The sequence below is a fragment of the Paenibacillus sp. EB106-04-04-XG159 genome, assembly GCF_058791835.1.
Map to the genome: position 1 here is coordinate 203,818 of NZ_JBYTDY010000002.1, position 24,256 is coordinate 228,073.

At 51.5% G+C, this 24,256-nt stretch carries 17 protein-coding genes; all 17 read left to right on the forward strand.

Going from position 1 to position 24,256, the window contains the following annotated elements:
* The first annotated feature begins 272 nt into the window (after positions 1-272).
* The 17 genes from addB (at position 273) to AC3WTP_RS03205 (ending at position 24,236) form a co-directional block, all read left to right on the forward strand.
* On the forward strand, positions 273-3,809 hold the full coding sequence (gene addB / locus AC3WTP_RS03125) for a helicase-exonuclease AddAB subunit AddB (protein ID WP_492393120.1): 3,537 nt from the start codon (positions 273-275) through the stop codon (positions 3,807-3,809).
* The gene (gene addA, locus AC3WTP_RS03130; protein ID WP_492393121.1) at positions 3,793-7,881 is read left to right on the forward strand and encodes a helicase-exonuclease AddAB subunit AddA; all 4,089 of its coding nucleotides are present in this window, start codon (positions 3,793-3,795) and stop codon (positions 7,879-7,881) included. The genes addB and addA overlap by 17 nt, the downstream gene beginning before the upstream one ends.
* 156 nt (positions 7,882-8,037) lie before the next feature.
* The gene (locus AC3WTP_RS03135; RefSeq protein ID WP_492393122.1) at positions 8,038-9,240 is read left to right on the forward strand and encodes an exonuclease SbcCD subunit D; all 1,203 of its coding nucleotides are present in this window, start codon (positions 8,038-8,040) and stop codon (positions 9,238-9,240) included.
* Positions 9,237-12,878 carry an AAA family ATPase gene (locus tag AC3WTP_RS03140; protein ID WP_492393123.1) on the forward strand — a complete coding sequence of 1,214 codons (3,642 nt, stop codon included), beginning with the start codon at positions 9,237-9,239 and terminating at the stop codon, positions 12,876-12,878. The genes AC3WTP_RS03135 and AC3WTP_RS03140 overlap by 4 nt, the downstream gene beginning before the upstream one ends.
* A gap of 460 nt (positions 12,879-13,338) precedes the next feature.
* Positions 13,339-13,881 (forward strand): hypothetical protein, encoded by a 543-nt coding sequence (locus AC3WTP_RS03145; protein WP_492393124.1) that lies wholly within the window; start codon positions 13,339-13,341, stop codon positions 13,879-13,881.
* 197 nt (positions 13,882-14,078) lie between these two features.
* The gene (locus tag AC3WTP_RS03150; RefSeq protein WP_492393125.1) at positions 14,079-14,429 is read left to right on the forward strand and encodes a histidine triad nucleotide-binding protein; all 351 of its coding nucleotides are present in this window, start codon (positions 14,079-14,081) and stop codon (positions 14,427-14,429) included.
* A 160-nt stretch (positions 14,430-14,589) separates the two neighbouring features.
* Positions 14,590-14,763: a 30S ribosomal protein S21 gene (gene rpsU, locus AC3WTP_RS03155; protein WP_005547957.1), complete on the forward strand. Its 174-nt coding sequence runs from the start codon at positions 14,590-14,592 to the stop codon at positions 14,761-14,763.
* A gap of 14 nt (positions 14,764-14,777) precedes the next feature.
* Positions 14,778-15,221: a GatB/YqeY domain-containing protein gene (locus AC3WTP_RS03160; RefSeq protein ID WP_492393126.1), complete on the forward strand. Its 444-nt coding sequence runs from the start codon at positions 14,778-14,780 to the stop codon at positions 15,219-15,221.
* A gap of 163 nt (positions 15,222-15,384) precedes the next feature.
* A complete protein-coding gene (locus tag AC3WTP_RS03165; protein ID WP_492393332.1) occupies positions 15,385-16,749 on the forward strand; it encodes an NfeD family protein in 1,365 nt (454 codons plus the stop codon).
* An 86-nt stretch (positions 16,750-16,835) separates the two neighbouring features.
* Complete coding sequence (gene floA, locus AC3WTP_RS03170; RefSeq protein ID WP_492393127.1) at positions 16,836-17,819, forward strand: flotillin-like protein FloA; 984 nt, start codon at positions 16,836-16,838, stop codon at positions 17,817-17,819.
* A gap of 10 nt (positions 17,820-17,829) precedes the next feature.
* Positions 17,830-18,351 (forward strand): YqfB family membrane protein, encoded by a 522-nt coding sequence (locus AC3WTP_RS03175; RefSeq protein ID WP_492393128.1) that lies wholly within the window; start codon positions 17,830-17,832, stop codon positions 18,349-18,351.
* A 183-nt stretch (positions 18,352-18,534) separates the two neighbouring features.
* Entirely contained in the window at positions 18,535-18,831 is a 297-nt protein-coding gene (gene yqfC / locus AC3WTP_RS03180) for a sporulation protein YqfC (RefSeq protein WP_492393129.1), read from the forward strand.
* Entirely contained in the window at positions 18,828-20,015 is a 1,188-nt protein-coding gene (gene yqfD, locus AC3WTP_RS03185) for a sporulation protein YqfD (RefSeq protein WP_492393130.1), read from the forward strand. The genes yqfC and yqfD overlap by 4 nt, the downstream gene beginning before the upstream one ends.
* A gap of 25 nt (positions 20,016-20,040) precedes the next feature.
* Entirely contained in the window at positions 20,041-21,009 is a 969-nt protein-coding gene (locus AC3WTP_RS03190) for a PhoH family protein (RefSeq protein ID WP_492393131.1), read from the forward strand.
* Between the two features lie 15 nt (positions 21,010-21,024).
* Positions 21,025-23,331 (forward strand): HD family phosphohydrolase, encoded by a 2,307-nt coding sequence (locus AC3WTP_RS03195; protein ID WP_492393132.1) that lies wholly within the window; start codon positions 21,025-21,027, stop codon positions 23,329-23,331.
* A 5-nt stretch (positions 23,332-23,336) separates the two neighbouring features.
* Positions 23,337-23,834, forward strand: a complete 498-nt coding sequence (ybeY, locus tag AC3WTP_RS03200; protein WP_492393133.1) for an rRNA maturation RNase YbeY — start codon at positions 23,337-23,339, stop codon at positions 23,832-23,834.
* Positions 23,835-24,236, forward strand: a complete 402-nt coding sequence (locus AC3WTP_RS03205; RefSeq protein WP_492393134.1) for a diacylglycerol kinase family protein — start codon at positions 23,835-23,837, stop codon at positions 24,234-24,236.
* Positions 24,237-24,256: the final 20 nt, after the last annotated feature.

Genomic DNA, 24,256 nt, shown 5'->3' on the forward strand with positions numbered 1-24,256 from the left:
CTCAGCCTTAGACCGAGGCGATCGAGGGACAAATGCTCTTGAAAGTGAGAAGTGACAGCAGAAATGTCAATTAATACAGAGAGAAATCAGGACAACACTGGTGACCATTTTACAAACGTGTGTTCTCGTGTTTGGCATGGTATAATGGAGCTTACGATAAGCTAACTTTGGTGAATTATCGAACTGGATCAATTGATGAGCAATTGATCTGGATACGATGTGAATATACAGTGTGTTGGATCGTGGGAAATGTGAGAGGAGATATCGAAGTCATGGGATTGACGTTTATCATAGGCCGCTCTGGAAGCGGGAAGACAGCCCATATACTTGACAGCATTCGCAGTCAGATGCAAGAAGCGCCTATCGGGTCCCCGATTATATTGCTGATGCCTGAGCAGGGCACCTTTCAAGTCGAGCATGAGCTTGTGCGTTCTGAAGGCTTGGATGGCATGCTGCGGACTCAAGTGTTGGGGTTTCGCCGCTTGGCTTACCGTGTTATGCAGGAAACGGGTGGAACCGCATTGACTCCAATCACGGAGGAAGGCAAGAAGATGCTGCTCTACAAAATATTGCAGCGTCGCAAGCCGGATCTGCCATTATTTGCAGGGGCGGCGGATCAGTTCGGATTCATTGACAAGCTGAACAGCTTGTTTGACGAAATGAAGCGTTACCGCATACAAGCATCGGATGTGGCAGAGCAGTTGTCCTTTCTGGAGGGCGTGCGCAGTCAGTCGCTGCTGACAGCGAAGCTTCATGATATTGCGGGAGTCATGCAGGAGTTCGAAGTTGAGCTCGCGGAACGTTATCTTGACGGCGAAGATGTGCTGATGCGGCTGGCAGAGCAGATGGCTCATTCCGAGTATGTTCGCAACGCAGAGATCTGGATCGATGGCTTCCACGGCTTTACGCCGCAGGAGCTGTCGGTCATCGGCGCGCTGCTGGTACATGCACGTGAAGTCCGCATAGCCTTAACACTGGATCGCGCTTATGAGCAAGGAGATGAGCCTCATGAGCTCAATCTGTTCCATCCGACAGCAACTACGTTTATGAAGCTGCGCGAGATGGCGGATACGTTATCAGTTCCAATTCGCGAGATTACGAAAATGGGGGCTGCAGCAGAACAGGAGCTGCCGCGTTATATGAGCTCCCCGCTGCTTGGGCATATGGAGCGAGGATATGAGCGGCGCAAAGTGTGGAACGGTGCTACCGAGCAGCAGAAACAGCAGAACGCGATCACTCTGCACGCCTCCGTGAATCGACGTGTAGAAGTTGAGGCTGCTGCACGCGACATGCTGAAGCGGATGGAGAGCGGTGAAGCAAGATGGCGTGATTCGGCTGTGATGGTGCGCAACATCGCGGATTACGGAGATATTATTCGTACCGTATTCACCGATCTGGGCATTCCGCACTTTATGGATCAGAAGCGTGGAGTGCTGCATCATCCATTTGTGGAAATGACTAGAGCCGCGCTCGACATCCTGCTTGGATTCTGGAAGGCGGACGCTGTATTCCGCTTCGTCAAGACGGAATTTATTATTCCAGAGGATGGTTCAGTTACAAGACTGGACTTCGATAAGCTGGAAAATATCGTGCTGGCGACCGGTATCGAGGGTTACCGCTGGACGAACGGCAAGCCGTGGCCGAACATTCCTTCTTTATCGTTAGAAGCTGATGCGCCAGAGAGTGAGGACACAGGACGCAAGCATGCTCCTGCGTGGGTAGAAGACTGCAGACGACGAATTGTTGAGCCGATTAGTGGATTGGAACGCGCATTATCTCAAGCCGAAAATGTTCGCGGCATGTGCGAAGGATTATATGAGTTCTGGATGTCGCTGCAGGTGTCGGACAAGCTGGAACGGATGAGCGCAGAGGCTATGCTCAGCGGGCACGTAGAACGCGCGCGCGAGCATCGTCAGATATGGGGCGCTTTATTGGACATATTAGACCAAATGGTCGAAATGGTTGGAGACGAAGCGATGTCGATGGAGCGCTTCGCCGGCATGCTGGAGACCGGACTGGAAAGTATCCAGCTTGCTCTCGTTCCAGCGGCGTTGGATCAGGTGCTGATCGCGTCGATGGATCGCTCCCGTTCGGGTCAGATCCAGCATCTCTATATGTTAGGTGTTAATGATGGAGTCATTCCAGCGCGTCCGCTGGAGGACGGCGTATTGACAGAGAATGAACGCGATACGCTTATGGATATGGGACTCGAGATGGCTCCCGGTATTCGCCGCAAGCTGCTGGACGAGCGCTTCTTGATCTATAACGCCTTAACGGCTCCAAGTCAGAGCCTATGGGTGAGCTATGCGCTGGCGGATGAAGAAGGCAAGTCTCTATTGCCGTCCGAGGTTATTCGTATGGTGCGTACGATGTTCCCGCATGTTCAGGAACAGCTCATAATGGCGGAGCCGAATGAATTTATGAATACGGAGCTGCAGCTCGAATATGTAGCTCATCCAGAAGCTGCGCTTCGGCATCTGATCGCGCAATTGCGTGAATGGAAGCGCGGCCGAGAGATCGATCCGCTCTGGTGGGACGTATACAATTGGTTTCAGCGTCAGCCCGTATGGCATGATCGCTTACGAACGCTGATAGGCTCATTGGAATATCGCAATCAAGTGCAAAGCCTAGATGCGGAGACGAGCCGCAAGCTGTATGGACGCAATCTGCGAACGAGCGTATCTCGGATGGAACGATTCGTGGCGTGTCCGTTCTCACACTTTGCGTCGCATGGATTGAAGCTGAAGGAGCGCCAGATGTATCGTCTGGAAGCGCCTGATATCGGGCAGCTGTTCCACGCGGCTCTAAGCCGCTTCGCCACTGACATCAAGGATGACGGTCGTACATGGGCAGCGTTGACGCCTGCGGAATGCCGGGCAGAAGCTGACCGAATCGTCGACCTGCTGGCTCCTCGCTTGCAGGGTGAAATATTGCTCAGTACGAAGCGCTATCAGCACATCTCTCGCAAGCTCAAACAGATCGTGGAGCGGGCTGCAGTAGTCATCGGCGAGCATTCGAAGCGCGGGGAATTCGAGCCGCTTGCGCTGGAGATGGATTTTGGGCCGGACAAGCCGCTTCCGCCTCTGCGCTTCACGCTGCAGAACGGCTGCACGATGGAGATTGTCGGCCGTATCGACCGTGTGGATTGCGCAGATGGCGATCAAGGCATTCTGCTGCGCGTCATCGATTATAAATCGAGCGCGACTGATCTGAAGCTGCATGAGGTGTATTACGGCTTGTCGCTGCAGATGCTGACCTATCTTGATGTGCTGCTGTCCAATGCGGAGGAGTGGATCGGTCAAGAAGCTCTGCCTGCGGGGACGCTGTATTTCCATGTGCATAATCCACTGCTAGCTGCTGCGAACGGAATGCCTGCCGATCAGGCAGCAGAGCAGCTGTTGAAGAAGTTCAAGATGAAGGGACTTGTACTGGCTGACCGAGAGGCTGTTGCCAAGATGGACGGACCGCTTGAAAAGGGGTACTCCGACATTCTCCCTGTTGCCGTTAAGCAGGACGGCACCTTCTACAGCAACGCCAGCGTTGCGACGAAGGAGCAGTGGGATACGCTGCGGACGACAGCGCGTCAAGTCATTCAACAGATCGGTACGCGCATTACGAACGGTGACGTAAATATTGAACCGTACCGTATGGGTACCAGCAAGGCGTGTGATTTCTGCTCCTATAAGCCGGTCTGCCAGTTCGATGAGCTGATAGAGGGCAATCAATACAATCAATTGCCGCGGCTTAGCAAGGATGAGGCGTGGATCAAGATGCAGGAAGGAGTGAACTCACGTGACACAGCACAATAATCCATTAACAGCTGAGCCTCTGCCGGAGCGGGAACAAGCGGCGGAGCTTATTGCCACACAAGCGCATGGCGTCAGTGAGGAGCAAGCCCTTCCATCGAAGCCCGAAGGGTCCAAATGGACGGATGATCAATGGCGGGCTGTCGTTGACGGCGGAGCCAATATGCTCGTTGCCGCGGCTGCAGGCTCAGGTAAGACTGCGGTTCTCGTTGAACGAATCATTCGCAAAATAAGCGATGAGCAGCAGCCCATTCATGTGGACCAGCTTCTAGTGGCCACGTTCACGAAGGCGGCTGCAGCGGAGATGCGCGAGCGGATTCGCATCGCCTTGGAACAAGCACTTGAGCGGAATCCGGAGTCAGAGCATCTCGAGCGGCAGCTCGCACTGCTGAACCGCGCATCGATTACGACGCTGCACTCTTTCTGCTTAGAGGTGATTCAGCGGCATTTTCAAACGATCGGCTTAGACCCGGCGTTCCGCGTGGCGAATGAAACGGAGACGGAAGTGATGCGCCAGGACGTGCTGGAGGGTGTATTCGAGGATCGCTACGGCAATGAGGATGAACCGTTCCGTCGGTTTGTGGATTGGTTCAGCGGCGAGCGGAACGACGAGGCTGCATTCAAGCTCGTGCAACGGCTGTATGATTTCTCGCGAAGCCATCCATGGCCGGAGCTGTGGTTGGAACAGATGTCTGCTGCATTCCGTGTATCAACAGTGGAGGAACTCTCGCGTTCGCCATGGGCGGAAGGCATTATGCAGGATACGAGGCTGGGGCTGTCTGGAGTTGCTGAACTGTTAAGGCAAGCAGCAATGCTTGCGACCTCACCCGGAGGGCCAGAGCCGTATGGGCAGCTGATCGAATCTGAATGGGTTGCAGCGAAAGCCATTCAAGAGCAGGCTCAGGTGCTGCCTTGGCATGAGATGTCCGCCGTGTTCGAACAGCTTGGCTTCGGCAGGCTGCCGGCATGCCGCGGAGATCAATACGATAAGTCGATGCAGGAGCAGACGAAGCGACTTCGCGATCAGGCGAAAGCTAAATTTGCCCAGCTCAAGGATGATCTGTTCCAGCGAGCACCGGAGCAATTTCTACTTGAATTGCATCAGATAGCGCCTGTGATGGAGACATTGGTCGGCGTCGTGAACGAGTTTGGCGAGCTCTTCGAGCAAGCGAAGCGAAGCAAGGGCTTACTGGATTTCTCCGATCTAGAGCACTATTGCTTGCGTATTCTGCGAGATCCGGAATCGAGTCCGGAGCATCCGCTCCCTTCGGATGCCGCCTTGCAGTACCAGGATCAGTTCGTGGAAATATTGCTGGACGAATATCAGGATACGAATATGGTGCAGGAAGCGATAGTTGATCTGATTGCGAGAGAAGGCAGAGGCAATCGGTTCATGGTAGGCGATGTGAAGCAGAGTATATATCGATTCCGCTTGGCTGAACCTGGTTTATTCTTAGCTAAATATTACGCCTATTCGCCTCGGAGCAAAGAACAAGGCATACGGGTGGATCTGGCGCGCAACTTCCGCAGCCGTATCGAGGTGGTGGATGCGGTTAACATGCTGTTCCGTCAGCTAATGAATAAGAATGTCTCGGAGCTGGAATATGACCGGGAAGCAGAGCTGCAATTCGGCGCTGAATATTATCCAGAGCTGCCTGAGCGTGAAGGAGTACGACAGAGTGCGGCGACAGAGCTCATCCTCCTTGAAAAAGGCAAGGGCTCCGAACCATCCAATGAAGCCGAAGCAGACGAGGAAACGGAGGAGTCGACTGAGAGCTCTAATATGGTCGATGCTGTTGAGCTCGAAACCGCCCGTCTGGAGGCGAGAGCGATTGCGGCACGCATTCGCAGATTGCTTGGCGATGAAGGAGAGGCTCCATATCTTGTATTCGATGGCAAGCTGAAGCAGATGCGGCCAGCCACTTATCGCGATATCGTGATCCTGCTGCGGGCCACGCAAGCGTGGGCGCCTCTAATGGTGGAGGAGCTGCGTTTGGAGGGTATACCGGCGTATGCGGAGTTTAGTACAGGATATTTTCAGGCAACAGAGGTTGAAGTCATCGTGTCCTTGCTGCGAGTCATTGACAATCCATATCAGGATATTCCGCTGGCGGGCGTGCTGCGATCGCCTGTTGTGGGTCTGACGGCCGAAGAGCTGGCAGTCATTCGACTAGCTGATAAGGGTAAGCCGTATTACGATGCGCTGGTTGAGGCAGCTGCGGGCACGAATGTGACAAGCTCTCTTGAAGGCGAAGATCAGCTGCTGAGTGAGCAGTCGCGCTCCAAGATCAGCACCTTTCTGGACAGCTTGGAACGATGGCGGGACGAGGCCAGACAGGGCTGCCTGTCTGATTTGATCTGGAGCATTTATCGGGAAACAGGCTATTACGAATGGGTCGGCGGCTTGGCAGGAGGCTTGCAGCGTCAGGCGAATCTACGGGCATTGTATGATCGTGCTCGACAATACGAATCCTCTTCGATAAGAGGGCTGTTCCGGTTTCTGCGCTTTATCGACCGAATGCGAGAAACAGGCGGCGATCTGGGAACCGCTCGCGCGTTGGGTGAACAAGAAGATGTTGTACGCATCATGACCATACACAAGAGCAAGGGGTTGGAGTTCCCAGTCGTATTTGTGGCGGGGCTTGCGAAGAAGTTCAACCAGCAGGACCTGACAGCTCCGTTTCTGATGCACAAGCAGCTGGGGTTCGGTCCGCGGTATGTAGATGAAGAAGCGAGAGTGGCGTATCCAACGCTGGCGAATCTGGCGATTCGCAGACAGATGAGGCTGGAGTTGCTGGCAGAGGAATTGCGGGTGCTGTATGTGGCTGTGACACGTCCTAAGGAGAAAATGATTCTCGTCGGTACAGTCAGCGATGCGGAGAAAGCAATTAATACTTGGGGGGAGGCGCTCGATCTTGAAGAGCTTCTGCTGCCTGATTATATGATTGCGAGGGCTCGCTCCTATCTGGATTGGATCGGACCTGCTGTCATTAGGCATCCGGCTGCTGGCGCGCTGCGGCGCTATGCGGGCTTGCCGGATCGGAACGGCTCTGCACTGCTGGATGAAACGGCGGAGTGGACGTTAAGCTTAATGCCTGCTTCTGTGCTGTCCGTTCGTCTAGATGACAGTCAGGAATCGGAGATGTTTGGCGATAAGGCAGAGAGACTGCAGCATCTGCTGCGGCTGGAAGCTGTTGATGAGGGTGAGCCTGCAAAGTACGCCGAGCAGTTGGATAAGCGGCTGTCGTGGCGCAACCCGTATCGAATCGCAGAGATGCTGCCTGCTAAGACATCGGTAACGGAGATGAAGCGTCTGTATCAGCAGGATGATACTGTGTCGGTATCGTGGGTCAGCTCTTCGGAATCGGATGTTGATATGAAATTGAAGTTAAACCAGGATACAAGGGAAGCTAATCGCGATGGGTATACGCTGCATCTGAGAAGACCTAAATTCATGGAGGACAAGCGTCTTACACCTGCGGAACGGGGAACCGCGTACCATCTGGTCATGCAGCATCTGCCGCTAAACGCAGGTCTGAATGTAGATACAGTACGGGATACTCTCGTCCTTATGCTGGAGCGTCAGCTTATAACGGAGGCGCAAGCAGAGGCGATCGATGTGGAAGCGATCATGAATTTCTTCATACACCCAGTAGGTCAGCAGCTTCTGCAAGCCGATTCTGTTCAGAGAGAATTGCCGTTTAGCTACGGTTTGACGGCGGCTGATGCATATTCGATTGAAATGAGCCAAGCCTTGTCCGATAGCGGGGAGCAGTTGAGATATGTGGCGACGCCGACATTTGCGGCGAAGGATGAAGCAGGGATACTTGAGCATGAAACTGTACTGGTACAGGGTGTCATAGACTGTTTGTTTGAGTCGGGCGGAGAATTGATTCTGCTGGACTATAAGACAGACAAGGTACTTAAGCATCGGGGTGGAACCGGAGCTCTGGCAGAGCATTATCGGTTCCAGTTGGACTTTTACGCGCGAGCGATTGAGCGGATTATCGGCCGCACGGTGGACAAGAAGGTGCTGTATTTCTTCGATTCTAGAGAGGCGACGGTGTTGACCTAGAATGTAAGTGGAATCGGCAGGAAACGTGTAAGTTGCGGGACTTGATTAGTTAGATTGGATAAATGCGCGGGTTGTATCGAAAATTGAAGTAGAAGTAATGGCAAGACCAGGAATTTGAATGGAGTATCGATTTGAAGCAGTTCAAGGGGGGATTATATGCGGATCTTGCATACGGCGGATTGGCATTTTGGAAGAACGCTGGAGGGACGCAGCCGCTTGGAGGAGCAGGCGGCGTTTGCGGAGGAGCTTGTGCTGATGGCGGATGCTGAGGGGATTGATATGCTGCTTATTGCCGGCGACATATACGATACAGTGAATCCGCCTGCAGCGGCTGAGGCGTTGTTCTATGACACGATCGAACGCTTGTCCAAGGGAGGAACACGTCCGATCGTCATTATTTCCGGCAATCACGATCATCCGGATCGATTGACAGCTTCTGGACCGCTGCTGCGCCATCAAGGCATCTATCTTGTAGGGCAGCCTTCTGAGCAGGCGGTAACGGTACGGATTGCCAGAACAGGAGAACAAGCGGTTATCGCCGCGCTTCCATATCCATCCGAAGCCCGCCTTCAGGAGCTGCTCTCGAAGGATAATGATGAAGAACAGATTCGTTCCGCATATAGTGCGCGAGTCGGTGAGCTGCTTGCGATGCAGGCACAGGCATTTAACAAGAATACGGTCAATCTCATGATGAGTCATCTCTATGTACTGGGAGGTAAAGAGAGCGAGTCGGAACGACCGATTCAGGTTGGAGGAGCCTATACCGTGCACCCGAACGCATTCAACGTGGCCGGTGCTGGAGGACTAGGCGCACAGTATGTAGCGCTTGGTCATCTTCACCGCCCGCAATATGTTAAGGCGGAGGTTCCCGTACGCTACAGCGGCTCGCCGCTGGCCTACAGCTTCTCAGAGGCCGGACAAGCGAAGTCGGTCACGCTGCTGGACTTGGCGCCGGGTGAAGCGGCAGATCCGAAAGAACTGTATCTGCATTCAGGCAAGCCATTGGTGAACTGGAAAGCCAAAGGCGGCTATGAGGAACTGTGCCGCTGGCTGGATGAAGGCCGCGACCGTGAAGCCTGGATAGATGTAAGCATTCATCTGCAGGAGGCGATGACGCTGGATCAGATCCAGCATTTGCGCAGAGCTCATCCAGGCATCATTAACATCCGCCCGATCTATCCCGATATGCAGGAGATTGCAGCCGAAGCGGAACGACGCTCCGAGCTTCCGGTGGAGGAGCTGTTCCGCCGGTTCTACGAGCGGCAGACGGGCGGAGCTGTGCCGGATGACGCGCTCGTGGAGCTGTTTTTGGAACTCGCCGGCCAAGAAGAGTATGCGACTGAGGAGGGGAACGAATGAAACCGATTGAATTGACACTGTCCGGCCTGCAGAGCTATCGCGAGGAGCAGGTGATTGACTTCGATAAGCTGTGTGAAACCGGACTGTTCGGGATATTCGGACCTACCGGGAGCGGGAAGTCTACGATTCTGGATGCGATTACTTTGGCGTTGTATGGAAAGGTCGAACGAGCGCAGAACGGCACACAGGGCATTATGAACCAAGCGGAGAACCAATTGACGGTCTCGTTTACATTTCGATTGAACGGAGCTCAAGGGTCGCGGACGTTTCGGGTGGAGCGCCGTTTCAAGCGCACAGGAGATGTCAATATCAGCAACTCGGTGAGCCGCTTCATTGAAATTGATGATGAAGGAGAGCGCGTGCTTGCGGACAAGCTGTCCGATGTCACGCGCCTGGTAGAGCACCATATCGGCTTGAAGATGGATGACTTTACTCGCGCGGTAGTGCTGCCACAGGGGAAATTCGCAGAATTCCTGTCTCTCAAGGGGAGCGATCGGCGGCAAATGCTGCAGCGGCTGTTCTCGCTTGAGCGATACGGCGACGAGCTCATGGCGAAGCTGACGCGCCGAGCGAAGGAGGCGGAAGCGGAGGTAAACACCTGCCAGGCGGAGCAGCAGGGTCTCGGAGACGCTTCCGCTGAGGCGCTTGCGCAGGCGGAGCAGGAGCTGCAAGCGGCTCGGCTGCGCCATGAAGCCGCGCGCGCGGCAAAGGAAGCGGCGGAAGCGCGCTATAAGGAGCTCGCGGAGCTGCGCGCATGGCAGAGCGAGCGCGCGGCAGTGGACGCGAAGCTGACAGTGCTCGCGAGCGAGGCGGCCAGCGTGCAGGCGAGCGAGCAGCAGCTGCGCATGGCGGCTGAAGCCGAGCTGCTGCAGCCGCTGATGCTTGAGGCGCGCACGTCGGTCGATGCGCGTGAGGCCGCGCAGACGCGCTTCGCCAGCGCGGCGGAAGGCCGCGAGCAGGCGGAGGCACGCGCGGCGGCTGCAGCGGAGGCGGCTGCAGCGGCTGTGCAAGCGCGGGAGCAGCGCGAGCCCGAGCTGCTGAACCGCCTCGAGCGGTTGAAGCAGGCGATGGAGTGGCAGCGCGAAGCGGAGCAGCAGCAGGGCGATGCCGATCGGTGCGAAGCAGAGCGATTGCAAGCGGAGCAAGCGCTGCAGGCTGCGGATCTGGAGCTGCAGCGTATGACGCAGCTGCTGGAGAAGGCCGCGCAGCGGCAGGCGGAGCTTAAGCAACTGCTGAAGGGCGTGGAGCGACCGCTCGCTGAGCGCGAAAGCTCACAAGCGGCTTGGCTTGCGAGCGAGCGCCTGCAGGAGCAGCAGGGCTTGCTGCATAAGCTCGAGGCTGATCAGCTCCAGCAGTCACAGCTGTTGAACGCCGCTGAAACGGAGCTGCGCGATTCGCTGCATTCGCTGCTAGCTTGGGGGCGGAGCATACCAAGCTGGCGAAGTGAGCTTTCTGGCGCTGAACAGGATTGGACGAAGCTGGATGCGTGCGTGGAATCGCTTGCTGAAGGCGTTGAAGCAAGCATGTCTTGGACGTCGCAGCGGCATCGCGCGTTGACGAAGCTAGCGCTTGCTTCTGAGCTGGCAGACACCCTTCACGAGGGTGAGCCATGCCCGGTTTGCGGTTCAGTCGTACACGGTGCTGGAACGAGTGGATCGGAAGAGGCCGAGCATATGGAGGCTGAGGCTAAGGCTAAGGAGGCTCGTTACGGAGAATGGGCTCATTTACTGGAAGCTCAGCTGGAGCGATGGTCAGGGCTACGTGAAGAGCTGCGCGGCGTACGAAGCGATATCCATGCTTATCGTGAAAGAAGCGGTCGCTCGAAGCAAGAATTGTTATATCGGCTTCGGGAAGCGGAGAATCGCATGCGCAGCTTTATGATCGAGGGTGCCTATGAACAGCTTGCTTCCGGTTTGAGCGAGGGCTTTAACCAGATGCTTTCCGAAGAGCTCTCGGCGGAGTCTGTGACAGCAGACAATTGCACGGTGAAGCCTTGTACTATAACAGATGCGGTTATTACGGAGATGCGTCAGATTGCTGAAGATGAGCATACGATTGAGCTTGGCGCGGAACGGCTCTGCAGCCGCGCGGAGCATATTCTGCAACAGACGGAGCAATGCTTCAGCAATGTGCAGGATGCATGGAGACAGCTTATGGAACATTCGGATGCGCTTCTTTCACAGAAGGAACTGATGGAGCGCGAGCTGGAGCAGAATGGTTGGACGATGCAGCAAGCTGCTTCCCGATGCTATGCACAGAAGAAATCTCATGAAGAGGTTGTATCACGGTTAGCGGAGCAACAAGCGAATTGCCGACAACTAGCGGTTGATTATCGTGAACAATATCCACAATGGCGCCCCGAGGAGATGGGAGCGCTGCGTGAGCAGTGGCTTCGTATGGATCGCGAAGCAGAGGAATACCGCGAGCGATTGGAGCGCGGTGTTAAGTATGTGGAGGATACCCAAGAACAGTTCAAACGTCGAGATGAACAGAAGCGTGAGGCTGAGAAGCTTAAGCTGCAGCGCGAGGCGGATCTGAAGGGGCTTGTAAGGCTGCTGAACGACCTTCAGAAGCGTTTAGCTCCTCTGCTTCCGGATGGACCGCTTGCAGAACAGTACAGCCGTACTGCTCAAGAGCTGGATGCAGTGCGCACCGCAGCAGAGAAGTCGGCTCTCGCTGCTGAAACAGCGCGCCTTGCTGCTATTGAAGCGGCACAGGCCCATGCGTTGGCACAACAAGCGCATGCCTCCGCAATGGAGCGGCACACGCTGGCAGCGGAGCAATTGCATGTGAAGCTGCAGGCCAGCAGCTTCCAACACATCGAGGAAGCGCAGGCTGCGCGCATGACGGAGGAAGCTCGGCGCATCATGGAGGAAGCGATTGCGAGCTACCATGAGCGCCGTGCGGAGCTGCAGGCGCAGGTACGCAGGCTGGACAGCTTGCTGCAGGAGCGCAGCGTGTCGAATGAAGCCTGGGAGGAAGTATCTGCTGAGCGCGCTCGCTGCATACAGGATGATGAGACGAGCTTCACAATACGCGTGAAAGCAGAACGAGATGCGGAGCAGCTCCGCGGCAAGCATGCTCGCTGGATGGAGCTGGAGTTAAGGCGTCATGAGAAGCAGCTTCTGCACAGCCGATTGCAGCAGCTGCAAAGTGTGTTTAGAGGCAATACATTCGTGGAGTATATAGCGGAGGAACAGCTGCTGCAGGTTAGTCGAGCTGCATCTGTGCGTCTAAAGGAGTTGACAAAGCAGCGCTATGCATTGGAAGTGGATTCCGGAGGAGGCTTCGTCATTCGTGACGACGGTAATGGCGGTATTAGACGACCTGTTTCAACGTTGTCAGGCGGTGAGACCTTCTTAACTTCTTTAGCGCTTGCGCTTGCCCTATCTGCCCAGATCCAACTGCGCGGCATGTATCCATTGGAATTCTTCTTCCTTGACGAAGGGTTCGGCACACTTGATCCAGAGCTGTTGGATACAGTTGTAACCGCGCTGGAGAAGCTTCATTCCGACCGTCTTGCTGTCGGTGTAATTAGTCACGTCCCTGAATTGCGGGCGCGATTGCCGCGCAAGCTGGTTGTACAGCCTGCTGAACAGGCTGGCAAGGGTTCCATTCTTACGATTGAATCCGCATAATCAGATTTAGAAGTGTCCTCTATCAGCAGCAGGGATATTGCAGTCTGCTTGATTGAGGGCATATGTATGTCAGAAGCATATTGTTTTAGTGGTGTGAATTACATCACAGTAACAGTTTCATCACACTGTTATAATACAGACAGCCGACATCTTATGTTTGACATCTCGGTGACCGTATTGATTGCGCAAGCGGATGAGGATATGCTCATCATTGATTTGTTCGATCAATACGTTCACAGCGCATGGAGCGCTGCCCGTGGTATGCGGGATACGAGGTGTCTTTTTTTTGCGCAAAATTCCAGCCTTGATCACGGTACGATCAAACGGTCTTCAGCGTTACAGAGTGCAAACAGCTCTAAGCCCCTGTAACCGCGCAGCAATGAATGTTTCTGTAACTCTTTAGGCATTAGGCGAATATCATGCACTATATTATTCGTTTTGCGCATTTAAGGAGGCAGCTATGGAAAATTATAATATGGGCGGGATGACAACATCACCGTCGCTTACCCCCCAGATGATGTCGGCTAATCCAAACGATATGGCTTCGAAAGCCGGATCGACAATGCCCTTAAGCAAGCAGCCGTCCGCGAGCGGTGACAATGGTCAGCACTCCATGCACGAGCTATGCAAGAAGCATATGAACCAGTTCGTTCAACTTACGACCAATGACAACATGAGCTTTATGGGGATCATTACAGATGTGGACGATGAAAATGTTCATCTGGCAGTACCCAACTGGGGATCAACTATGTCGGGATACCCATCCGATCATATGACATGGACTATGCCGTGCGGCTGCTCGAATCGCTCCTATTATGGAGGCTTCCAAGGAAGTCCATACGGGATGCATTACAGTAGATCACCTTATTATGCTTACAATCGCGGTTTCAGTCATCAGGGTCATCAGGGTTTTCACGGCCATCAAGGCCATCACAGACCATTTAATCGACTTGTGTTCCCGTTGGCCATTCTAATAGCACTATCGCGTCTGCCTTGGTATTAAACACATCGATTCAACAAGCCGCGAACAATTCATGAATCGCGGCTTGTACCATTTCCGCTTAATGCGTCGGTCTTGACCGCAGTCCAATCGTATGGTTACAGCTTGAAGCCTCATGAGTATTGGACGGATGCGTTTAATTTCGATATGATACGGATACATAGAGATTGTATGTTTATAGTTTAAGGAGGCAGTGTAGGATGGATTGTATATTTTGCAAAATAGTCGAAGGGACGATTCCTTCTAAAAAAGTGTTCGAAAACGATGAGGTTGTGGCGTTTCATGATATCGCGCCGCAAGCGCCGGTACATATTGTGATCATTCCTAAGAAGCACATTCCAACGATGAACGATGTAGCTGTTGACGATCTGCGCCTGATCGGCAGCATTCATCAAGCCGCGCAGCAGATTGCGAAGGAGCTGGGGATCGCTGATACAGGATACAGACTAATCAATAACTGCGGCAAGGACAGCGGTCAGCTCGTTTTCCACATTCATTATCATCTGCTCGGCGGCGAATCGCTTGGACAGCTTATTGGCCCCAAAGCCTAATCATTACGTAGAACGAGGAAATCAATCATGATCGTAAAATATGTAAATGTTAACAGTTTAATTCTGTTAGGTTGACACTGCATTTCCTCTTCACATATAATGTAGTTTGATGAACCGTGTTTTTGTTCTTGGACGGTCTGGTCGGAGGGAGGGATAACTGGTGTCTGAAACGAAAGTTCGCAAAAATGAGACAATCGATGCTGCTCTTCGTCGCTTTAAGCGCTCCATCGCTAAGGATGGCGTATTGGCTGAAGTTAAAAAGCGTAAGCACTACGAGAAGCCAAGCGTCAAGCGCAAGAAAAAGTCCGAGGCTGCTCGCAAGAGAAAGTTTTAGGAGGATAAGCAACAATGGATCTTAGCCAACGATTGAACGAAGATATGAAGCAAGCGATGAAAAGTCAAGACAAGTTCAAGCTTTCCACCATCCGAATGGTACGTTCGGCGATCAAGAATGTTGAGATAGATGTTAAGAGAACTTTGAATGACGATGAAGTCCTTGAGATTCTGGGTCGTGAAATCAAACAGCGGAAAGATGCCCTCCTTGAGTTCGAGAATGCAAGCCGATTCGACCTTGTAGATAACTTGAAACATGAAATTGACATATTGTCTGTATACCTTCCCACTCAGCTTTCCGAAGAGGAAATTATAGCAATTGTACGAGAGACCATCCAAGAGGCCGGTGCAACTTCGAAAGCCGATATGGGCAAAGTTATGGGAGCCCTCATGCCTAAGGTTAAAGGGCGCGCAGAAGGCAAACTTGTCAATGCGATCGTGCAGCAGAATCTGCAATAAACGAATCTTACATTCGACGAATAAGAAACACTCCTTGATTCCAAGGGGTGTTTTTTTATTCCTTGGAAGAGTTATGAAACGAATAGACCCTATATACGTATTTATTCCATACGATTATAATTGTCACTAGTAAGGGTGAAAATTGGGAGGGTGTCATGGTGTGATGAAAATAAATGCGCGATTTATACGACGATCATTAGCAGCACTCGTACTATTGCTGCTTAGCGTGCAGATATTCTCTGGAATGCTGCCGCAAGCTAAGGCGGAATCGAAGGCAGTTAAGCCTTCTGTAGTCGTTATACCGATTGATGGAACGGTTGACCCCGTTATGTATACGTTTTTGTCCCGTGCGTTAGAGGAGGCGGAAGCGCTCTCGCCGGAGATGGTCATTATCGAATTAAACACACCTGGCGGTCGCTTGGACAGCGCGTTTGATATTGGGGAATTAATCTCTAATAGCCCGCTGCACACAGTTATGTATGTAAATGGACTTGCGGCATCCGCAGGCAGCTACTTAGCGCTGAACGCAGATGAGATCGCAATGACGCCAAGCAGCGCGATGGGAGCGGCCGCGATTGTGGATGGAAATCATGAGCTGGTCGATGACCCGAAGCTGAATGCGACTTGGATCAGCAAGATGGAGGGCGCGGCGAGCAAGAATGGTCGTGATGAGGAAATTGCACGCGCGATGGTTGATGTTAAGTCAGAAATCAAACTGCCATCCTTGAACATGACGAAGAAGTCTGGTGAAGTGCTGTCCATTAATACGAAACAAGCCTTGAAAGCGGGCTACGCTGAATATGAGGCTGCTTCGTTAGACGATTTGCTGAAACAGCTTAAGATGGACCAGGCCGACGTAACGACGATTGAGAAGCAAGGATCGGAGAAGCTGGCAACCTTCTTAACGAATCCGATCGTAACTACTATTCTGCTCATTATCGGTATCGCAGGAATAGCGATTGAATTGATTGTGCCTGGATTTGGAGTTCCCGGAATATTAGGAGCACTGAGCTTCGCATTATACTTCTTCGGTGCTTATATCGCGGGTCTTGCGGGAGTTGAAGCGATCGTGCTGTTTGTTCTCGGACTGATCATGCTGGTGCTGGAACTATTTGTGCCAAGCTTCGGAATATTAGGTATACTTGGTTCTGTAGGACTTCTTGCTGGCGTTGTTAGAGCGGCGTATGATACGAGCAATGTCCTGATGTCTCTCGGTATTGCGGTTGTGTCGGCTGCGGTAGTTGTTATCGTGGTTGCGCGCGTATTCAAGCATCGAGGCGTATGGAATAAGTTTATTCTAAGCGATAAATTAACGACTGAATCAGGTTATGTTTCACATGAGAATGAAACGTCGCTGCTTGGTCAAGTGGGAGTCGCACTCACAACGCTGCGTCCTGCTGGAACCGCGAAATTCGGTGTCCGCAGAGTTGATGTCGTGACCGACGGCACGTTCATTGAAGAAGGAAAGTCCGTCGAAGTGATTCAAGTGGAAGGTGTTCGGGTGGTTGTACGCGAATACACACTATAGATTTATGCTTGCCCTACATGGTCCCTTCTTCCTTCTAGCAAGGATGGGAAATAGATATTATAGAGATAATGGAGGTAAACGTAAAAATGAGTGAATCCTTAATCCCAATGTTGCTTATCGGGGTAGTTGTTGTTATTGTGCTGAGCGTATTTTTCAGCTTCTTCCCGGTTATGCTCTGGATCAGCGCTATCGCTTCAGGTGTGCGCGTCGGTATTATTACTCTGGTAGCAATGCGCTTGCGTCGTGTAACGCCTAGCCGAATCGTTAATCCGCTTATTAAAGCGACTAAGGCTGGTCTCGGTCTCAATCTTAATCAGTTGGAAAGCCATTACTTGGCCGGCGGTAATGTCGATCGTGTCGTTAATGCTTTGATCGCTGCGCAGCGCGCGAACATTAATCTTGAATTTGAACGCGCAGCAGCAATCGATCTCGCAGGCCGCGATGTATTGCAAGCTGTTCAGATGAGCGTTAACCCGCGAGTGATTGAAACGCCAATCGTAGCCGCTATGGCGAAGAACGGTATCGAAGTTCGCGTACGTGCTCGTGTAACGGTCCGCGCTAACATCGATCGCCTCGTCGGCGGTGCCGGCGAAGAGACAATCATCGCTCGTGTAGGTGAAGGTATCGTTACGACTGTCGGTTCGTCCGAGATGCATAAGGATGTATTGGAGAACCCAGACCGTATTTCGCGTACGGTATTAGGTAAAGGTCTTGATGCTGGTACAGCGTTTGAGATCTTGTCCATCGATATTGCGGACGTAGATGTAGGCAAGAACATCGGTGCTAACCTGCAAACCGAACAAGCGGAAGCGGATAAGCGCATCGCTCAGGCGAAAGCGGAAGAACGCCGCGCAATGGCGGTCGCTCAAGAGCAAGAGATGAAAGCGAAAGTTATCGAGATGCGCGCTCGCGTTGTAGAATCCGAATCTCAAGTTCCACTAGCAATGGCAGAAGCGCTTCGCAGCGGCAAGCTTGGCGTGATGGATTATATGAACTTGAAAAATATTGAGGCGGATACTCAAATGCGCGGTTCAATCGGCAAGGGTGGCGACTCTAAAACTGAAGGCTAGGCGATAAGCTATGGATGAATTAATTGACTTTTTGACCAAAAATCCATTTATCATCATCCTCATCGTTTCTTTTCTCATCTCTATGTTAAGTGGTAAGAAGAAGAAAAGGGCTGGCATGCCGAGCTTTGGCGGTGGTACATCGTCTAGCAACACCAGTCACCGAGATGAAGAAACGATACAGGAGGAACAAGATCCTTCAGATCAACTAGAGAGCGTTCATCAGCCTGTTTATACGACGCATATGGATCAATCCAAGACGCCATACTACAGCGACGATAACCGCTCCTACAGACATGTGGAGGGAGATCCTGATTGGGCTTCGAGATCTCGCTCGAATTTATCCCAAGCTGTAAAGAACATAACCAATATTGAAGCCTCCGCGCATAATGCGTTCGCCCAGATCTCTGCTGGTGAGATCGGCGGAGCAAAGGAAGGCTCCATGGATGTATCAGCCAAGGAAGCACGAATAGGCATCGTCTGGGCAGAAATTTTCGGTCCCCCTCGGGCGAAACGGCCTTATGGCAAACGCTAAGTCCTTATAAACGTACAATAGCTCCTGTTCTTCGGTTCGCCTGGTGCGAGTCTGAGAACAGGAGTTTTTTTGTTTAGAAACGTCCTCTATTCCTCTTGACCTGCGTTCTTCACTGCCGTTCTGCTTCATATTCCTCCCTTTCAGTGCATAGAGTGTAAAGTACAGGAAGGGGGCTTTGAGCACATGAGCCGTTTTACCCGCAAGCTGCGCCAATGGACGGCACAAGTGTTCGAGCTGCCGCAGGATATGGTGCTGGACGTTCCTCGTTTTACGATGATCGGCAATCAGCAGCTGTTCGTAGAAAACCATCGTGGAATCGTACATTTTTCTCAGGAACGGATGAGACTCTCGCTTGCAGCAGGTGAGCTTGAAGTACTTGGCCGCAACTTGATCATTCGCGGCATATGGACGGAGGAAGTGTTTATTGAAGGCGAGATCGCTGAGGTCAAGCTATATGGAATGGAGGAGCGGCCAAAATGAAAGCACCGATTACAGCAAAATGGCTTGGGTATATTCGTATTCAGATTCGCGGCGCGAATGCAGAACGTTTAATCAATGCCTTAATTGCGAAACATATAGTGATATGGAATGTAGCGCGCAGCGTAGAGGGTGAACTGCGTTTCTATATGCTCTTGCCAGATGCGCGGCGGTTGCGTCCGCTCTTAAAAGAGACAGGCTGTCGTATGCATGTTGAAGAACGGCATGGAATGCCTTACTCGATGAAGCTGATCCGCAAGCGATCATTTTTCGTTGCGGGCTTATTTTTATTTGCACTTGGATTGTACATGCTGTCATCTCTCGTGTGGACAATAGATGTGAGAGGCACCGATCGGATATCCGAGGAGCAGGTGCTTGCTGCGGCGCGTCAGGAAGGCGTCTTTCCCTTCCAATGGTCATTTCGATTGAAGGATATGAACTCGCTCTCTAAGGGCGTTCAGAAGCGCCTAGACAACACTTCGTGGGTAGGTGTGACCAAACAAGGGACGAAGATCGTCATTCACGTCGTGGAGTCCACCATTCCGCCAGAAAGGGATATGCATAACCCTCGTCACTTGGTTGCGAAGGTTGATGCTGTCGTCACCCAAATCATCGCCGAACAGGGCAAAGCGAAGGTGCGTGTGAATACGAAGGTAAGCAAAGGGACTGTTCTGATCTCCGGCAATGTTGGAACGGATGAGAATTTGAAGCTGGTTGCCGCCAAAGGCACTGTGCGCGGTCTGGTATGGCATGAATATGAGATAACCGTTCCGTTAATAAGCAAGCAGAAGGTATACACGGGTGAGACGAAGGAGCGAGGATACGTTCAGACCGGTGACCGCCGCTTGCAGCTATCGGGCTTCGGTGATATTGAATATGAATACTACGAGATAATTGAGGAACTATCACCTGCGAAGTGGAAATGGTTGTCAATACCCTTAAGTTGGATAAATGAAAAAATTTTGGAAGTTCAATTTGTGGCAGAAGAACGCAGTGAGGCCGATGCTGCACGGGTCGGACTTGAGCAAGCTCGTGTCGATATTAAAGCGAAATATGGTAAAGATGCCGATATAAAGTTGGAAAAGATTTTGCATCAAAGTACGGACAATGGTAAAGTGAAGTTAAAAGTGCTGTTTGAGGTGGAGCAATCCATCGCGGAGGAGCAAGTCATAATCCGCACGTCATAGACTTAAGGCAAGGAGACTGAGGTTTTTGTTGCAACAACAGACGATTAAGCTTGCATTACAGAACGCTGCCGAAGGATTGGCGCTATTCGGTCCGCAGGATCGATTCCTGCGCTTGATTCAGAGTCGTACTTCCGCACAAGTGACTTCCCGCGAAGCGGAGATTGTCATTGCGGGGGGAATGGAAGAAACAGAACGAATGAAGCAGCTGTTTGAAGTGCTGCTCCAGCTCATTAAAAACAATATTTTGCTTTCCGAGCGTGATATTGTGTATGCGCTTGACTTGGCTGACGAATGGAAGACCGAGGAACTTCTTGATTTATTTAAAGGAGAAATCGCCTTTACATTCCGCGGCAAGCCGATACGAGTGAAAACGATCGGTCAACGTCATTATGTATCCACGATTAAGAAGCGTGATATCGTGTTCGGTATCGGCCCGGCAGGAACAGGCAAGACGTATCTGGCGGTCGTTCTCGCAGTAACCGCACTTAAGGAAGGACAAGTCAAGCGCATCATTCTGACGCGCCCAGCAGTTGAAGCAGGAGAGAACTTAGGCTTCCTGCCAGGTGATTTGCAGGAGAAGGTAGATCCGTACCTTCGCCCTTTATATGACGCTTTGTACGATGTAATGGGACAGGATCAGACGGCTAAAGCGCTTGAGCGCGGACTGATCGAGATTGCGCCGCTCGCTTATATGCGCGGGCGCACGCTTGATGATGCGTTTATCATATTGGATGAGGCGCAGAACACTACACCAGAGCAGATGAAGATGTTTTTGACTCGATTGGGCTTCGGCTCCAAGATGGTCATTACTGGTGATGTGACACAGATTGACTTGCCAAGAGGCAAGAACTCTGGGCTGGTTAATGCTGAACGCATTTTACAAGAGATTAATGAGATCGGTATGGTTCACTTTGCCGAGCAGGATGTCGTTCGTCATTCCTTAGTACAGAAGATCATCGTTGCTTACCAGAAGGAAAGCGAAAACCAAGGATAGAGAGGGTTGTTCTCTATGCTCAAAACGCATCAAAGCGGCAGCAGACTCAAAACGAGTCCAGTTAATATGGCGGGATGGAAATACAGTATTGGCGTCCGAGCCATTTTGTTTGTAATGTTAACCATTTTGTTTTATTTCGGCTTAGCTCCGAATGTGCTGCCAGAGAAATATGATATTGTTGTTAATCAAAAAAGCGATAAAGATATCGTCGCTACTGAGCAAATCGCTGACAAGAAAGCTTATTTGGAAGCGCAGGAAAAAGCCGCTGAAAGCGTTGCTCCCGTATATCCGATCATCAACATGAAGAACGAACGCATGCTGGATGATATGTTCAATCGAATTGAGAACTTGAATCTCGATAAAGAATTCTCACTATCGGAAAAAGTGGATCTTTATCGACGCGTTATACCACAGATGTTTACGGACTATGTGGATGCCTTTATGGTGACTAGCCGCAACAATGGTACATATTCTTCAAGCCTGCTGACAGAGATGTCTAAACGAATTGAAGAACAGATGTATCGAATTCCTGAGGAAACGTACATCAAGATGGCACGGCTGACGAAGGAAGATATCGATGCGATGAGGCCTGTCGCTAAAGACATCGTCAGCAAGCTGATGAGCGATTCGATTGCGGATGCAGACGTTCCGCGAGCTAAGGCTGCAGAACTAGTCAATACGAGCACGCTGACAGATCGCAACTCCCGAGAGGTAGTTCTCGAGTTGGTGCGGCTTGCAGTAACGCCAAATAAGTTCTATGACGAAGAAGCGACGAAGCTCGCTAAGGTTCAAGCGCGAGAGAATACGCCGCAAGTATTTATTAAACCGAATGAGGTCATTGTCGCTAAAGGTGAAGTCATCACTCAGGACATATATGATCTTTTGAAAGAGAACAAGCTTCTTAAGACGGAAGTTAATCTGTGGCCGCAATTTGGTCTGCTGCTTTTGTCAGCGATGTTCTCCGTCGCGTTATTTATGTTTATGCGGCAAAGCAGCACGACACATTTTAAGTATAATAATGCGCAATTGTTGATGCTCTTTCTAATCTTTGTGATCCAAGTGCTCGCGCTGCGCATTATATCGTTTGCACAGGTAGACACTAACTTATTCCTTGGCTATGTCACACCATTCGCACTGGGAATCATGCTGGTTACACTCTTAATTGATTTGCCGCTTGCTTATGTGAGCGCGATAGTGTTCGGAGTTCTGTCCAGCATCATCCTAAATGGTGAACAGGGTGAATTGTTCAGCTATGAATTTCTCTTTATCACACTAGTAACTTCATATGCCGCAATATTTGCTATTCATCGAGCCAGCCAGCGCTCAACTATCTTGAAAGCAGGCATCATGATCAGTATTTTTGGCAGTCTTGCAGTTGTTGTTCTGGCTATGCTGAACGGTGATCCGTTGAACAACCGTGATGTCATGCTCGCTGCGGCATTGGCGTTTGGAAGCGGGCTATTGACAGCGGTGCTTGTTCTTGGACTCATGCCATTCTTTGAAATCACTTTCGGCATTCTATCGGCCTTGAAGCTGGTAGAGCTGTCCAATCCGAACCATCCGCTGCTGCGAAAGCTGCTGACGGAGACGCCAGGCACTTATCATCATAGTGTGATGGTCGGCAATCTGGCTGAACAAGCAGCCGAAGCTATCGGAGCTAACGGCCTGCTATGCCGAGTAGGGGCTTTCTATCACGATATAGGCAAGACGAAACGACCAAGCTATTTTATCGAGAATCAGACCAATATGGACAATCCGCATGACTTTATTGATCCAAAGCTCAGTACTTCGATTATTGTGGCGCATGCTCGTGATGGTGCGGAGATGTTGAAGGACTACAAGCTGCCGAAGCCGATTCGGGATATTGCGGAGCAGCATCACGGCACGACATTCCTGAAGTTCTTCTATTACAAGTCTCTGAAGAAGGCAGAAGAGGAAGGCGTAGAGCCGGATTTCACGGAGGACGATTTCCGTTATCCTGGACCGAAGGCGCAGTCGAAGGAAGCTGCTGTGGTAGGCATTGCTGACTCCGTGGAAGCTGCTGTTCGCTCGCTTCGCCATCCGACAGTAGAGCAGATTGAGTCGATCATCTCGAAGATTATTAAAGATCGGTTGGATGACAATCAATTTAATGAATGCGATTTGACGATTCGTGAGCTGGATCTCGTAGCTCATTCGTTGAAAGAAACCGTGATGGGCATATTCCATTCGCGAATTGAATACCCTGATCAGCTGAAAGCTAAGGAACAGCCGCAAGCACCGGTGGATATAAGCTCGGATGCGGAGAATCCAAAGGATTCGGACAAGCATAATGAGGAGTAATTGTGATGACTATGATATTGGAGTGGAACGATGAGCAGGACAAGTTTCAGATTAGTGATGATCTGATCGTGAAGCTGGAGGCTATCCTGCAGGAAGCTGCTGCTATGGAACAGATTGAGCGAGGCGAGGTTGCGTTGACATTCGTGGATGATGAGCGTATCCATGAATTGAACCGTGATTATCGCGGCATCGATCGTCCGACAGATGTACTGTCATTCGCCTTGAATGAATCGACAGATGAGGAACTGGACATCCTGTATGAAGTGGAAGAAGAATCCGAATTGGACTCTATCTGCGATATGCTCGGCGATATTATTATCTCAACCGAGAAAGCCCAGCAGCAAGCCGAGGAATACGGACATTCTATCGAACGGGAGATTGGCTTCTTATTCGTTCACGGATTCCTTCACCTGCTTGGATACGATCATCAAGACGACGCTAGCGAACGTGAGATGATGGATAAGCAGGAAGCGGTACTTGCCAAGATAGGACTGTCCCGATAAATGAACGGGCCGTCGAAGCTTTCAACGAAGCGTTCATGGCTGAATACGTTTCAAGCAGCATTCGAAGGTATTGCATATGCACTGCGTACACAGCGTAACATGAGAGTACACCTTGCCATCGCATTGTTCGCCTGTTTACTTGGTATAGCAGTAGATATCGGGCGGTCAGATTGGATGTGGCTCGGTCTGTGTATCGCGCTTGTTATGGCGGCTGAGTTGATGAACACAGCCGTCGAGTCGGTTGTTGATCTCGTGATGCCGGAATGGAATCCGCTTGCGAAAGCAGCCAAAGACACTGCTGCCGGTGCTGTGCTTATCGTAGCGATATTCGCGTTAGTAGTCGGCATTGTCATATTTGCTGAACCCATTCTAGCTATGACACGCGGACTAATTGGTTGGTAAGCAGCAATTCGAATTGGATG